The sequence below is a fragment of the Reichenbachiella sp. genome, assembly GCF_039969095.1.
Taxonomy (GTDB): Bacteria; Bacteroidota; Bacteroidia; order Cytophagales; family Cyclobacteriaceae; genus Reichenbachiella.
Window position 1 is genome coordinate 713,969 of record NZ_JBDVOL010000011.1, and the last position, 13,371, is coordinate 727,339.

Annotated in this window: 14 protein-coding genes; 4 read left to right on the plus strand and 10 right to left on the minus strand. The window is 39.4% G+C overall.

Annotation, left to right across the window (positions count from 1 at the left end; genetic code table 11):
* Nucleotides 1–8: 8 nt before the first annotated feature.
* Together ABJH98_RS11560 and ABJH98_RS11565 are read right to left on the minus strand one after the other, a co-directional pair.
* Nucleotides 9–332, minus strand: a complete 324-nt coding sequence (locus ABJH98_RS11560) for a hypothetical protein (RefSeq protein WP_348307835.1) — start codon at nucleotides 330–332, stop codon at nucleotides 9–11.
* Nucleotides 333–353: 21 nt separating this feature from the next.
* Nucleotides 354–791, minus strand: a complete 438-nt coding sequence (locus ABJH98_RS11565) for a hypothetical protein (protein ID WP_348307836.1) — start codon at nucleotides 789–791, stop codon at nucleotides 354–356.
* 347 nt (nucleotides 792–1,138) lie between these two features.
* Here ABJH98_RS11565 and ABJH98_RS11570 point away from each other — a divergent pair, with 347 nt between their 5' ends.
* Together ABJH98_RS11570 and ABJH98_RS11575 are read left to right on the plus strand one after the other, a co-directional pair.
* Entirely contained in the window at nucleotides 1,139–1,630 is a 492-nt protein-coding gene (locus tag ABJH98_RS11570) for an MOSC domain-containing protein (protein WP_348307837.1), read from the plus strand.
* A 192-nt stretch (nucleotides 1,631–1,822) separates the two neighbouring features.
* Nucleotides 1,823–3,055 (plus strand): GAF domain-containing sensor histidine kinase, encoded by a 1,233-nt coding sequence (locus tag ABJH98_RS11575; RefSeq protein ID WP_348307838.1) that lies wholly within the window; start codon nucleotides 1,823–1,825, stop codon nucleotides 3,053–3,055.
* Nucleotides 3,056–3,111: 56 nt separating this feature from the next.
* On the opposite strand, the gene ABJH98_RS11580 is transcribed toward ABJH98_RS11575, so the two are convergent.
* The 3 genes from ABJH98_RS11580 to ABJH98_RS11590 are packed head-to-tail and all read right to left on the minus strand — an operon-like array spanning nucleotide 3,112 to nucleotide 6,174.
* Nucleotides 3,112–5,331 carry a molybdopterin cofactor-binding domain-containing protein gene (locus ABJH98_RS11580; protein WP_348307839.1) on the minus strand — a complete coding sequence of 740 codons (2,220 nt, stop codon included), beginning with the start codon at nucleotides 5,329–5,331 and terminating at the stop codon, nucleotides 3,112–3,114.
* On the minus strand, nucleotides 5,328–5,792 hold the full coding sequence (locus ABJH98_RS11585) for a (2Fe-2S)-binding protein (protein WP_348307840.1): 465 nt from the start codon (nucleotides 5,790–5,792) through the stop codon (nucleotides 5,328–5,330). The genes ABJH98_RS11580 and ABJH98_RS11585 overlap by 4 nt, the downstream gene beginning before the upstream one ends.
* A 1-nt stretch (nucleotide 5,793) precedes the next feature.
* Nucleotides 5,794–6,174: a cytochrome c gene (locus ABJH98_RS11590; RefSeq protein ID WP_348307841.1), complete on the minus strand. Its 381-nt coding sequence runs from the start codon at nucleotides 6,172–6,174 to the stop codon at nucleotides 5,794–5,796.
* Between the two features lie 231 nt (nucleotides 6,175–6,405).
* On the opposite strand from ABJH98_RS11590, the gene ABJH98_RS11595 reads away from it, so the two are divergent.
* Nucleotides 6,406–8,805 carry an ABC transporter permease gene (locus ABJH98_RS11595; protein ID WP_348307842.1) on the plus strand — a complete coding sequence of 800 codons (2,400 nt, stop codon included), beginning with the start codon at nucleotides 6,406–6,408 and terminating at the stop codon, nucleotides 8,803–8,805.
* A 100-nt stretch (nucleotides 8,806–8,905) separates the two neighbouring features.
* Here the strand turns inward: ABJH98_RS11595 and ABJH98_RS11600 are convergent, their stop codons facing one another.
* From ABJH98_RS11600 to ABJH98_RS11610, 3 genes are all read right to left on the minus strand, one after another.
* A complete protein-coding gene (locus ABJH98_RS11600) occupies nucleotides 8,906–9,712 on the minus strand; it encodes a hypothetical protein (protein WP_348307843.1) in 807 nt (268 codons plus the stop codon).
* Nucleotides 9,713–9,887: 175 nt separating this feature from the next.
* On the minus strand, nucleotides 9,888–10,466 hold the full coding sequence (locus ABJH98_RS11605) for an SRPBCC family protein (RefSeq protein ID WP_348307844.1): 579 nt from the start codon (nucleotides 10,464–10,466) through the stop codon (nucleotides 9,888–9,890).
* Between the two features lie 223 nt (nucleotides 10,467–10,689).
* Nucleotides 10,690–11,220, minus strand: a complete 531-nt coding sequence (locus ABJH98_RS11610; RefSeq protein WP_348307845.1) for a hypothetical protein — start codon at nucleotides 11,218–11,220, stop codon at nucleotides 10,690–10,692.
* Between the two features lie 46 nt (nucleotides 11,221–11,266).
* On the opposite strand from ABJH98_RS11610, the gene ABJH98_RS11615 reads away from it, so the two are divergent.
* The gene (locus ABJH98_RS11615; protein WP_348307846.1) at nucleotides 11,267–11,419 is read left to right on the plus strand and encodes a hypothetical protein; all 153 of its coding nucleotides are present in this window, start codon (nucleotides 11,267–11,269) and stop codon (nucleotides 11,417–11,419) included.
* A 19-nt stretch (nucleotides 11,420–11,438) separates the two neighbouring features.
* On the opposite strand, the gene ABJH98_RS11620 is transcribed toward ABJH98_RS11615, so the two are convergent.
* Both ABJH98_RS11620 and ABJH98_RS11625 read right to left on the minus strand, forming a co-directional pair.
* Complete coding sequence (locus tag ABJH98_RS11620; protein ID WP_348307847.1) at nucleotides 11,439–13,064, minus strand: PepSY-associated TM helix domain-containing protein; 1,626 nt, start codon at nucleotides 13,062–13,064, stop codon at nucleotides 11,439–11,441.
* A gap of 4 nt (nucleotides 13,065–13,068) precedes the next feature.
* Nucleotides 13,069–13,371, minus strand: coding sequence for a hypothetical protein (locus ABJH98_RS11625; RefSeq protein ID WP_348307848.1), 303 nt, complete (start codon nucleotides 13,369–13,371; stop codon nucleotides 13,069–13,071).

The window sequence follows — 13,371 nt, forward strand, 5'->3', positions numbered from 1 at the left end:
AAATTGAATTACAATATTTTATCAAATATTACATCAACGATAATATTCAGAACTGATTGTTTAAATTGATCGACTCTAATTTGCGCCAATCCAGCTTGCGTTAAAACCTTCATTTGAGCAAGGCTTTGTTGTGAGTTTACAAGCCATTCGAATTCATCCGTTGAAATTTCGCCTGCAGCTAAAAGTTTGGTCCATTTTTTTAATTTTTCTTTACTGCTCTCTAAAAAATCATTCGCATCCTGCTTAGCTTCTTCTGCATATTTTTTTGCAGACAATTTTGCGAGTTCTGATATTTTACTTTTTAACTCGTCATATATTTCATCAAAATCCATATCGATTCTTTTTAAGTTTGGTTATTGTTTTTTGTTCTTGCTACTTTCAAGTTTCAATATTTCATCAAAAATTTCTGAAAATTGAGTTTTTGCTGGATCAATAAATGCATTGCTCAGAGAGCCTTTTGATTTCCACATTTCAAAAAAATCAGGAAATACAGACTTATTGGTAGCTGGATCCTTCTCCATTAATTTTTTCCATTGTCCTATTGTAGCATGATTGATATCTCTTGCTTTTTGAAGAGAATAAAGCTCTTCTGCCATTATTTTAACTTCATCGATTTCTTTGACGTAATCATTATAATTCTCGTCTGCATGTCCGACTAGCACTAGAGTTTTTGCCTTTAATTCTGCAGTCTTTTTAAAACTATTGGCATCATAGTAAGCAATTGTTGCACATGAGTAGGAAATTATTACAACACTAAGCCAAAGTGCAATTTGTTGTGTTTTTTGTCTCATAATATTGTTAGTTAAATTGATTTACTCTCCCTAAGAGCTTCTGAATCATTTCTTGAAAAGATACGGTTTCCAAGTGATTTGGTCAGGTCAATTTAGGAGTTAATAATATTTCAAAATAGCTACTATAATAGCTACAAATCCAGACGAATAAATGTAGTCTGTGCCTAATCGTACGCCGTACGATTACCGATAAATTAAATGATTCTCAAAATGGTGCGGGAAGTAAGTCCTTAGTAGAACTTACTTTAATTTGAAGGTAACTAAGGCTGATTAATTTTAAAAGAATTTGAGAAATAAATTGGTTATAACGGTTGATACTCACATTTTTACTTCAAAAAATTATATTTATGTCCTACGATGAACCTGTCATGAAGCAACTGCTTAGATCTATCACTCAAGTAGGTAAAGTAGAATGGATAAGCATTCGCAAAGAACGTAAAGCCATTCCCACGACAATAAATCAAGTAATGGCGGTAAAAAAAACAGGGCTAGAAGGCGATCATTTCAAAGGCAGTCTATCTGGTAAGCGCCAAGTCACATTGATCCAAAAAGAACATTTGGAGGTTGTCGCCAAAATTCTTGGCAAAGATGACATAGATCCTAAATTGACCCGAAGAAATATAGTAGTATCAGGCATTAATCTACTTTCTTTAAAATCTCAAAAATTCAAAATTGGAGATGCTGTATTGGAAACCTCCGGAATCTGTGCTCCATGTAATCGCATGGAAGAAAACCTAGGCCCAGGTGGCTACAACGCCATGAGGGGCCATGGCGGCATCACAGCTCGCGTGTTAGAAGGTGGAGAGATAAAAATCGGTGACGATATTTCTTTGGTTTAGAAATTACCATTATATAATTATTCCAATATTTATTTTAATTAAGAATAGCTGAAAACAGCAATTCTGATCAGTCAACGAGCGGATGGACTCGTTCATCGAAAACGATAGTCATTGAATTTTATAGCCCCTAATTTAGTAATTCCATTCCCCTTCTTTATCCTCATTTCGATTTAGGATTTTTATTTGACAGCTATGACAATAGATCATAATTCTGAGAAAAAGGCAATGATGAGGATGCAGAAAATCTTTGATTTATTCACGGAACTTTCTGCGGATCAGTCCTACCACTTCGACAAAGTACTAAAGCGTGCAACAGAACTCGTAGAAATGGATATTGGCATCATTAGCCATATTGAAGATGGAATCTACGAAGTGAAAGAGGTATTTGCTATTGCTGAAAATAGCATTGAAAAAGGTCAAGAATTTAAGCTAGAGGACACTTATTGTAGCATTACCTTCGATAGCAATCAAATTGTAGATCTTAATCATATTGGGATCTCTGAACATAATGGCCACCCATGCTACCAAGGCACCAAGCTGGAAGCATATATAGGGGTGCCCATAAAAGTGGGTGATAAAAAATATGGCACTCTTAATTTCTCTTCATTATCTCCCAGAAAAAATCAATTCAATCAATTCGATCGTGATTTTGTACTGTACCTAGGTCAGTGGCTCGGGCAGCACATTACAAGATTGGAATATGAAAAAACACTAAGTGAGAAAAATAAACAGCTGCAAGAATTGCTGGATGAACGAGAAAAATTGAGTTCCATATTAATTCATGATCTTAAAGCACCCTTAAACAATCTGAGTGGATTATTGGATATTTCAGAGTTTACCACTGACGACCATTTTATTTCAGACATGATGAAAGACTCTCTAAATAGAGCCTTTAATCTTATCACTGATTTACAAGACATCAATCAACTAGAACAAGGACTTACCATATTTGAACCGGCAAAAATCAATGGTGTTGAAGTGGCTGAAATTGTAATCAGTCAGTTTATTTCTGAATCAAAGCAAAAGAATATCAACTTAGTGCTTAAAGCAGTTGAAGAACACATTTCATTAGAATCTGATATGAAATTGTTGTGCAGGTCTTTGAATAATCTGGTATCCAACGCCATCAAATTTTCAAATCCAGATTCTATAGTCGAGTTGAGAGTTTTTCAGGAAAATCATCAATTACACTATAGTGTGAAAGATCAAGGGCCTGGCATTAGCCAAAAAGATGAGTCAAAACTTTTTAGAAGATTTCAGAGATTGACTGCGCAACCCACCGCCAATGAGCATTCTTCTGGATTAGGCTTATACATAGTGAAGGAGAATTGCAAAATCCTGAATGGCAAAATTGAGTTAGAAAGTAAGCTCGATCAAGGTACTGTTTTTACGCTCTCTGTTCCATTAAGGATTGAAAAGAAATAAGTTAGCGATGACTGGAACGGTCATCGCTAAATCAAAAAAACAAGTCACAAAACTAACTATGCTAAAATATCTTCTCGTTTGACTGGTAGTTTGCGAATTCGCTTTCCTGTTGCGTCAAAGATGGCATTCAAAACCGCTGGTGCCAACGGTGGAGTGGCAGGCTCGCCTAACCCAGTAGGTGGCTCTTCACTAGGGACAAAATGCACTTCAATCTCTGGCACCTCATCTATACGGAGCAATTTATTGTTATGAAAATTGCTTTGTTGAACTACACCTTTTTTAATATCAATTCCTCCGTACTTCAATGCGGACAAAGCCCAAACAATACTTCCTTCTACTTGCCCACGACCAAAATGTGGGTTGACAACAATTCCACAATCCAATACACTGGTAATCTTCTTGATATGAATACCCCAATCTGAGTCATCCTTTTCGACTTCCACAATATGTGCACAAACGGTATTGGCAAAAAAATCTTCCATAGCAAATCCCCTTCCAATCCCAGGAGACTTAGCTTTTTCCCACAATTGATGCTCACCTATATAACTCAACACACTTCTATAGTTCTTTCTTAGCGTAGTCCGAAACTCTTTGACAATCTCATCGAATGGTTGCTGTCCTGGACGCGTAGGCCTATTAAACTTGACCGTTTCGATTTCTTTGGCTAACAGCTCCTGTCTAAATGCCACTGGATCTTTACCCAACTCCACGGCCACCTCATCTATAAAACATTCCTTACCCATAGAGCTGGAATGAACCTGCACGCTTCGCCACGCGCCCTGATGCACCAATCCATCCACTGCTTTTAGGTAAGTATCCAAATGTTCGACGTAGTAAGGTTGCTCCCAAAGGTGATCTCCAGAACCATAGGGCACAGTTTTGATCAATTTCACTTCCATGCCAACAAAATGATTGTCTTTGAGTAAAGCGCTAAACCGTGATTCCTGATAAGGGTGGAAATAATCGTGCTGTATCCCGTCTTCCCGACTCCAGGTCAGCTTCACTGGTTTTTGTATTTGCTTTGAAATATATGCTGCTTCTATGGAAGTATCTGGATAATACCTACGCCCAAAAGATCCACCAGAATTTTGAGTGTGAACCTTTATTTTATCATCAGGAATATCAACAGCTTTCGCTACGTTAAGCACTACACTACTTGCGTTTTGAGTGCCGACCCAGAGCTGACAGGTGTCTCCGTTGTAGTGGGCAGTTGCATTCATCGGTTCCATGAGCGCATGTGCTTGGTGGGGATTGATATAGGTGGCTTCGATTTCACTTACACCTTCCTCCTTTTTCATTTTATTGTAATTGCCTTGAGAATAGACAGGATTTTCAAATTGCTCTCCTGCTTTGGCAAATTGCTCTTCAATTTTTTGATTGCTATTTGTAACGTTTTCTCCTAAGTCCCATGTGACTTTCAATGCTTTCCTGCCTTTGAATGCCGCCCAAGTCGAAGTCGCTATCACTACTACCCCTTCCTGGATATGATTCATATCCTCAGCTGGTTCAAGCGCTGGCATAGCAAATACCTGAGTTACGCCATTGACTTTTAGTGCTTCTGAATCGTCAAAAGATTGGAGTTTGCCTTTGTAAACCGGGCACTTTTCTATCGAAGCGTAGACCATATCAGGTAAATCCATGTTGATTCCGTAATTGCCATCCCCAACCACGACTTGATCAGTAATCAAGTTTCTGACGGGTTTTCCAACTATTTTAAAGTCAACAGGCTTCTTGAATTCCACCTCCTCAGGCACCTCCAACTTGGAAGCCGCTGCTGCTAATTCCCCGAAACTTAATTTTCTATCTGTGCCAGTCTCTAATACGAATCCATTGTCTACTGTCAATTGATCCTTGGCTTTCTGCCATTGGTCAGCTGCTGCTGATTTCAGCATTTCCCTTGCCGTGGCTCCCATACGTCTCATCAGATCCCAATGGTCTTGTATCGTGCCACTTCCGCCTGTGGTTTCTCGGATAACTCCAATGAATTTCTTATCATATCCAGCACGTTCTATTTTTACTTTTGACCAATCCGCACCTAATTCTTCAGCCAAAATCATGGGTAAACCCGTACCAGAACCCTGACCCATTTCATGTGCAGTCAATTGAAAAATGACGTTCCCTTCTAAGTCGATACTTAGAAAGTGATTCAATTCATTCAAACCATTTTCACTTCCATTCTGGACAAGTTTAGCCATTCCAGGAATGGTCATGGTCAACATTAGACCACCCCCAGCTAAAGTGCTTACTTTTAAAAAATCTCTCCTACTTGTTTTCATGACTCCTGAGTTTTAGCAGCTGATTTTATAGCATTCATGATTCGAGGATAAGTGCCACATCGGCAAACATTACCTTTCATGGCACGATGAATCTCTTCATCTGTTGGCTGCGGAATACGGTCTAGCAAGGCAGCGGCCGACATAATTTGTCCCGTTTGACAATAGCCACACTGCGGTACATCTATTTCTTTCCAGGCCTCCTGAACGGGATGGTCGCCAATTTCTGAAAGACCTTCTATGGTGATAATGTTTCTGTTTGGCATTCGCTCTATCGGCACTACACATGAGCGAACTGGAGTTCCGTCGATGTGTACGGTACAAGCACCACACTGAGCGATTCCGCAACCATATTTGGTACCATATAATTTGAGATGGTCTCGAATGACCCAAAGCAATGGTGTATCCGCATCGGCTTCTACACTCATGTGCTTTCCATTGATATTGAGTTGATAAGTTGCCATATTAATTAGTTGATAATTGAGTTGAAGATGGTAGTGTTTCGAATGCTGCTTCGTTTCCCCAGGCGTTCTGGATGTAATTGATGACTTCTAAAGTTTCTTTTTTAGAAATCTGGATCGGTAACATACCTCCTTCATTGGGAGACCCATTTACTATGAGATATCTGGCGTGAGCAGTAAAATCTGGTGTGATCTCTTTTCTTTTCAGGCTAGGGTATACTCCGCCCATCCCTTGGCCATCTGCTCCGTGACAACTCAGACAATTAGTTAAATAAACTTCTTGTCCTCTTGCCCATTCAAGCTGCTGTTCGTCTGTCAAGCGGCTACAGGCACTGATTGCGAAGAGTGTCACCAAGAGGAATACGTTCGTCAATTTTGGTTTCATTTTGAGTTCTTTTTTCTAAAAAGTTAACGTAAAGTAGAGATGAAGCATACCCGCTCCAGACGTACGACAGGATAAAGACGATCAATGACAAGTAGTCTAATAATCTCTAAATCGCACACCCATTGCACGCATGCGAACAGATCATCAAGCTAGAAAAACCATATATCACTGATTACTTGATAGTTACAAGTATCGGCACGTATTTTGGCATAGAAAGAAAAACTCATCACCATGCTGAAAAATTATTTTAAAATTGCGCTCCGTACTTTGATCAAAAACAGGACCTATGCGCTGATCAATATTTTGGGACTGTCTGTTGGAATCACTTGCGCTTCACTCATTTTGTTTTATGTAGAGGATGAACTGACTTACGATCAATTCAATGCCAAGCATGAGCAAATCTATCGTGTCATAGAATCGGATCATTCAGATCCATCGGATGTCCAATACTATGGTCAGACCTCTCCAGCGGTAGCTTCAGCTATGAAAAATGACGTTCCGGGTGTAAACGATTTCACTCGTGTATTTCAGCCTGGAGGACATCGTGATATTCTTTGGAATGGCGACAAAGTTCAAGTCCGGAGTTATTTGATTGCGGAGTCCAACTTTTTTGATTTTTTCGATTTCGAATTCGTAGCAGGAGATAAAAGCTCCGCACTTAAGGAGTTAAATTCTATAGTAATTTCAGAGTCGGCAGCTTCTCAGTTTTTTGGCAATGAAAACCCCATAGGAAAAACCATGAAATGGGAGGGTATGAATGATGTAAAAGTCACTGGCGTAATAAAGGAAGTACCAGAAAATTCGCACCTCCAATTCACTGTTTTGTTCTCCATGAACTCCAACAACCAAGAACGCTTTGCTAACTATCTCAATACTTGGGAAGACTATGGTGCATTTTCCTATGTAATGCTTGAGCCAAATACAGATGTCCAATCTATCGAATCGAATTTCCCCGCCTTAGTCACTAAATATGACAAAAAACACACACCAGATATCAGACAGCTCTCTCTACAAAACTTAAAAGACATCTATCTGAATTCAAAAGACATCCAGTACGGTATATCAGAAGCCAACGGTAACATATTTTATATCAATTTGTTTATAGGTATCGCCATTTTCATCATGATAGTGGTTTGCATCAATTATGTAAACTTGTCTACCGCCAAAGCCACACAAAGAGCTAAAGAAATAGGCTTACGCAAAGTAAGTGGTGCCAGCAAAGGTCAGTTGATTTTCCAGTTTTTAATTGAATCTATCGTACTAGCGATTTTTTCATTTTTACTCTCTGTTTTATTAATTGAAATTCTTCTACCCTATTTCAATGCAATTGCAGGTAAACATTTTGACCTGAATAGAGAAAATATTTTCAACATTTCATTAATCATTTTCTGTATCACAGTTTTCCTCGGTACCGCAGCTGGCTTCTACCCTGCCCTGATCTTGTCCAATCTAAAACCCGTTGCGAGCCTAAAAGGTGAAGTGAAATCCAACACCATGAGCGTAAGAAGTTCTTTAGTAGTGATACAATTCGCCATCAGTATTGTGATGCTGGTGGGTGCCTTGGTCATCTACCAGCAGATGAAGTTTATCGAAAACAAAGCGCTTGGATTTGATCAGAACAATATGCTGGTGGTGGACATCAATAGTGGAAATGTAAGAACGAACTTCGAAGCCATGAAAACTGAATTGGCTCAGGTACCAGGGGTAGAAAATGTGGCCACTTCGTCTCGAGTTCCAGGTGAATGGAAAAACATCAGTAGAGTAGATTTCAAAGCACGACAGTCAGCACAAGATTCAGTCAATTCCTATTTCATGTGTTTTGATGAGCAAATGCTTGATACTTATGATTTTGAACTGCTCGAAGGCTCCAACTTCACAGGCAACAAAGTCACTGACTCTACCAAGGTCATACTCAATGAAGCGGCAGTAAAAGCCATGAACCTAGAAAACCCCGTAGGCCAGACCATCTACTTGTCTGCTAGAAGGTCTGGACCCATGCAGGTAATTGGAGTAGTTAAAGACTTTCATTATCAGTCGCTTCATAATGATATCGCACCCATAGCTTTGGGATATTGGGCAAACCCAGTTACTGTCATCGACTATTTTTCTCTAAAACTCACGACAGCCAACTTCAATGAAACATTGGCTGGTATTACTGCGGTGCACGACAAATTTGACAATAATACAGCCATGGAATGGCACTTTCTAGACAGCCAAATCAACAACTTCTATGTCAATGATAAGCGAATTGGTCAGCTCTTTGGGATCGGCGCAATCATCATGCTGATCATAGCTGGTTTTGGATTGTTTGGGATTACGTCTTACATGATCGACAGACGTAAAAAAGAAATTGGGGTAAGAAAAGTACTCGGTTCTACTGGTGTACAACTGGTAGTTCTCCTCTTTAGATCGTATGGCAAGCAAGTTTTAATGGCCTTTGGTGTAGCTGCACCATTTGCCTACTACTTCACCAACGAATGGTCGAGCCTTTTCACCTACAAAGAAACTATTTCAGTAGTAGTTTTTCTAATAGCCGGTTTAGTTGTGATGCTTTTTACTTTCCTCACGGTGAGTTACAGGGTGATCAACGCCGCCAGGCTAAACCCTGTAGATGTACTGAAAGACGAGTAGTTGGTTCTCCGTCTCAGTAATAAAAAACTATAGGTCATTTACTCAATTTTGATAAGCCTATCATCCCAGTCGCTGCTAACGACGAAGGGTGGTAGGTTTTTTAATTTTTAGCCAATCGGAAGGAGAACCCAATCATAAGATTCAAACCTGATAAATCTAAAGTTTGTTTGTGGATTGGGACAGTAATTCCACTTTGGCCAGCAAAGTCAGAATTGCCATAATACAGTACTGACTTAGAGTCTTCTCCTATTGTTATCTCCATAAAACTATATTCCGCTTTTAGTGACAAACTAAATTTATCAGTAAATACTTTACTTATTGTAGTCGAAAGATTGTACGCCAAACCGTAATCCTGATAATTACCTTCATATTGACTATTAGTAATTGCAAAGGAGTCTGGGGCAGTAAAAACACTAACCCCTTCCTGCTTTGTGGACGCCAAATATATCATACCACCCACTCCAAAGGTTACATTCATACTATTACTGATAGGCCATGTATAGGTTGGTGATATAAAATAAGTAGCGTATTGAAAATCAAAGCCGTATTCATAATCACCATATTCAACAAACAACTCAGGCAGTTCTCCGAGATCTATTCCGTTAAATTCAGAGATATATTCAACGGTCTTGTGCTGCCCATTCAACCTAAAATATTTAAAACCAGTTTGAACAAAGAATCGCTTACTCTTAGTAGGAAAATAGTTAATGGAGAGCTCTGATGAAAAAGCTGCCTTGGCATTATAGATTGCCCAATCAGGAGAAAGGGCCTCTGAATTATTGAAATGTAAATTATTTAATGATTGTACTCCTACGTACAAATTGATATCCTTGAACTGACCATAGGAGGTCAATTGTAAAGAGAGAAGAAAAAGAAGAAAGAATTTACCCCGTATTAAGTTCATCATTAATTCAAATGCTTTAGGATTCAGCCGAATATAATCTTTTTTGGTTTCATGATTATACGTGCTATTTATGATAACAAACAGAAGCTGGCGCAGACTTCTTGTACCGTGCAACTAATCATCGGCAAGAGCGGCTAGATGAATTAATGGAAACATTGAAAAAAGAGCATTTGTAAGTTTACATTTCAGCGCTTGTTTCCTCTTCAATCTCTACTGCCTCAGATGGTGGAAAATAATCCTTTGTATTCTCTTCGATTATTTTTTTCAAGTTGTTTAAGTTTTTCTCCTCCTGCTCTATCATGGCACTCGTAATAAAAGAAACAATAGATTTCGCCATCATGCCATTGCCAGAAACTACAGATTTTGTACGAATTTGAGTATTACCCTCTTTTTCATCAAATGCGATTTCATAATCCATATCCATAAAATCCATGGTAAAGGTCATGGCCATGAGTTCATTCGGTTTGAGAGCTGTGATGGTCTCTTGCATCACCATTTCTTCCCCATTTTCTTCCACATAGATATTTGATACTGCTCCGACGGTTCCAGCCGTACCGCTGACTAGTTCGCCTCTCTTATATCCTTCGATCCATTCCGCTAGCTTTGATTCATCCGACATCACGGCCCAGGCTTCTACAGCAGCTTTGTTTACCGTCACTTCACAATCATAGGATACCGAAGGCGTCAATAGTCCTTTGCCCAGGAATATGACAACTAAGGCTAAGACAGCGAAGAAGAGATACTTTAGATATTTCATAGTTCAGTGGATTTGTTGGGCAACTAATTTAAGGAATTTGTGGGATTGGTGTGGGGAGAAGGTAGCGACCAGCTATAATGAGTAGGGATTAGAAAGCACTAACCTTTTGTCACTCACATAGCCACGCCATAAATTAAATTTAAATCTTGTAGCGGACTCTCCAGTCCCCCACTAAATTGTCCAGACCGATGAAACCCCATTCATTGCATTTATTATCTCCTTTTTAATTGATGTCCCATAGTTCTCTTAGGAATTTCGTTCTTTGCTCATCAGTCCAATTGTCGGTCACAACAGCGAAATTATAAGCAAGATTATTCTTGACGCCATAAAGGAAAACGGAATTAACTTGGCTAGATTTTGCCTTCCAAATTACGTATTCTTTCGTTGTTTCCCTGTTCGTTTGAGTCACCGCTATTCCTTTCTCAGAATAGAAGTCAGATTCCCACTCGAACCAGTTTTTACTCAGTTCAGAATTGGAAAGTTCGGAGGAATAAAAAGGGTATTTATCAATTGGGTTTTTTGCTACCGCAATGGCAGTTGAATCACTATTTCTGAAGAAATGCTGTTTGCTCGTTTGGTTATAATTGTATTTAGTCCATTTACCAGGAATTACGATGTTACCGTATGGAATTAGAGTTAAGGTTGTTTCACCTTTAGCTTCATCATAACTATCCGCAATCAGCATTGACGTGTGGGTTGTTTTGCAGCTAGTAAAAATGCAGAATGCTAATATGGTTACAAATAGTCCTTTCATGCGAGTAATTGGAGACAACAACCGGATATAGTGCACTATGCACTTTATGCCTCTAATATGGCAGAATAAAGTGCATTATACAAATCTAGACCTGGGCAAGCGCATGGAATTAAATCGAAGTAGGCCTGTGGGGATGGCCACGTCTTATGATTTGGCTATCGCCAATCATATTCCTCGCCATGACGAAATCATAGAGTGAGGCTGCTGGTCATAAAAAATCAAACGGGCAAAGCTTTCTTTGTTAATATTTTAGTTTTGATGCTTTTTTTAGGAAGCAAATCGACGGTCGGTTTCTCCTCCTCTGCCATAGGCTTGTTCTTCATTTTGAGCCACACCCAAAGCGTAGTGACCGAAAGCCCCAACCAAATTACATCGACAAAAAGCACCTGAAAATGTCCAGCACGCAAGGACTCCCAAAGCCACTCACCAGAAATTAGACCATTGACGATTGGGATTAGAAAACCAATCACAATACCTGACAGCAAAGTAACACGGTTCATGTAGCCAATGTCTTTTTTCCAAATCAGAAATACAGAAGCGATCAACCAGGTAGTAAAATAGAATTGATACAAAAAGGTCATGCCTTGTCCCAACGTTTTTACTGCGATAAAGGCCAATGCGGTGACTGGATACATGCTCAGGCAGATCGCCATGTATACACGAGCCACTCCTTCGTTAAACTTTCGTCTCTTCTCAGGGATATTCTTTTTGCGACGAGCGACGAGCCAGATCATAATCCCTGAAGCAATCACAAAACACGAGACAATGCCCAACACAAAGGAAATCACTTTCAAGGCATACCCTCCATAATCACCATAATGCAGGCGGTAAAGAGAGTTTTTGACCCCGTCCAAATAGCTGGCTTTAATAAAGGGATTTTTCTCCGCTATAAGCTCTCCCATTTCGACTTTATAAAGTCTTTTTCCTGGGCCAGTAAATTTTGACTTCCGATCAGTTTCGCCTTCTATGGAAACATGCATATTGACATCTCCATAATTGAAAATATGCAAGTGGTTGATATTGAATTCGGGCCAGTCTGCTTCGGTTTGACTGACTAGTGCATTGATACTAAAGTCTGCCGTCAATGGTTCTGCAGCATAGGCTATTTCTGGTTCGCTATACCCTAAATCATTATACAAAGCAGACTCGTCTCCATCATAGAGCGCAAATACGCTGGGTGCAATAAGCAGTGCTTTGATCATAAAAAAGGCACCAGTCACCGCATAAACAAATTGGAAAGGTAACCCTATGGTTCCCAAAGCGGTATGGGCATCTGTCCAGAGCGCTTTGAGTTTGGCCCAAGGGCGGAAAAGATAAAAATTAGAAATGATCTTTTCCCAATGGACTAAAATCCCTGTGATAATAGCAAACAGAAAAAAGAAAGCCGTAAATCCCGACAAGTAATAGCCATATGGACGAGGTATCTGAGCCAAAAAATGCAGACGATACAAGAACTCACCTAATGAATAAGAGCTCGCATAGTCGGCGGTTTGTAGTGTCTCTGTATCCTGATAAAAGAAATGTCTAGCCTTTCCTTTTTCATCAGCCAAACTATCTTGCGAAGGATCCAGGCTTACGCCAATTCTACGCTCCACATAATGTTTGGAAATAGAAATATTTCTTCCATGAAGTGCATATTTCTGATCCAAAGAATCAAATGCATGGTCCAAGTCCATGGAGATATTTTCAGCATATTCCACATCATGATTTCTTTCCCAATTGGCAATCTCATCCCTAAAAAACGAAAAAGAGCCAGTAAAAAAAATAACATATAAAATCACACTAATCACTATACCGCTGACAGTATGCAAGTGAAAAAGTACGTTGTAAATTCTTTTGCTCATTTTTCTATATAGTATCAGGTAAATACATTTTTCCTACATAAACTATTCCCATAAAGAAAGCAGTAAGCAGTAGGTAAACACCCCAGGTCTTCCAGCCATTTCTACCCAAAAACGCCACCACCATCAGTGCGGCCCAAAGAATGAATCCAGTAAAAGTGGCCGTGATCAAAACCGTGGCTTTATCCAACCAAATTGCCAACGCCATATGTAGGGACATGGTCACCAAATAACCACCCAAAATAGCTGCAGAAATTTTTGCAATGCGCTGATGTAGCGATTTGGTTAGGTGCTTTTTGTTCGCTGGCAT

Excerpts from the sequence above, each read along its gene's own strand:
- ABJH98_RS11625 (WP_348307848.1), bottom strand. The coding sequence starts at position 13,371 with ATGCCAGCGAACAAAAAGCACCTAACCAAATCGCTACATCAGCGCATT.
- ABJH98_RS11610 (WP_348307845.1), bottom strand. The coding sequence starts at position 11,220 with ATGAAAGGACTATTTGTAACCATATTAGCATTCTGCATTTTTACTAGC.
- ABJH98_RS11590 (WP_348307841.1), bottom strand. The coding sequence starts at position 6,174 with ATGAAACCAAAATTGACGAACGTATTCCTCTTGGTGACACTCTTCGCA.
- ABJH98_RS11565 (WP_348307836.1), bottom strand. The coding sequence starts at position 791 with ATGAGACAAAAAACACAACAAATTGCACTTTGGCTTAGTGTTGTAATA.
- ABJH98_RS11605 (WP_348307844.1), bottom strand. The coding sequence starts at position 10,466 with ATGAAATATCTAAAGTATCTCTTCTTCGCTGTCTTAGCCTTAGTTGTC.
- ABJH98_RS11575 (WP_348307838.1), top strand. The coding sequence starts at position 1,823 with ATGACAATAGATCATAATTCTGAGAAAAAGGCAATGATGAGGATGCAG.
- ABJH98_RS11615 (WP_348307846.1), top strand. The coding sequence starts at position 11,267 with ATGCCTCTAATATGGCAGAATAAAGTGCATTATACAAATCTAGACCTG.
- ABJH98_RS11600 (WP_348307843.1), bottom strand. The coding sequence starts at position 9,712 with ATGATGAACTTAATACGGGGTAAATTCTTTCTTCTTTTTCTTCTCTCT.
- ABJH98_RS11585 (WP_348307840.1), bottom strand. The coding sequence starts at position 5,792 with ATGGCAACTTATCAACTCAATATCAATGGAAAGCACATGAGTGTAGAA.
- ABJH98_RS11620 (WP_348307847.1), bottom strand. The coding sequence starts at position 13,064 with ATGAGCAAAAGAATTTACAACGTACTTTTTCACTTGCATACTGTCAGC.
- ABJH98_RS11560 (WP_348307835.1), bottom strand. The coding sequence starts at position 332 with ATGGATTTTGATGAAATATATGACGAGTTAAAAAGTAAAATATCAGAA.
- ABJH98_RS11580 (WP_348307839.1), bottom strand. The coding sequence starts at position 5,331 with ATGAAAACAAGTAGGAGAGATTTTTTAAAAGTAAGCACTTTAGCTGGG.
- ABJH98_RS11595 (WP_348307842.1), top strand. The coding sequence starts at position 6,406 with ATGCTGAAAAATTATTTTAAAATTGCGCTCCGTACTTTGATCAAAAAC.
- ABJH98_RS11570 (WP_348307837.1), top strand. The coding sequence starts at position 1,139 with ATGTCCTACGATGAACCTGTCATGAAGCAACTGCTTAGATCTATCACT.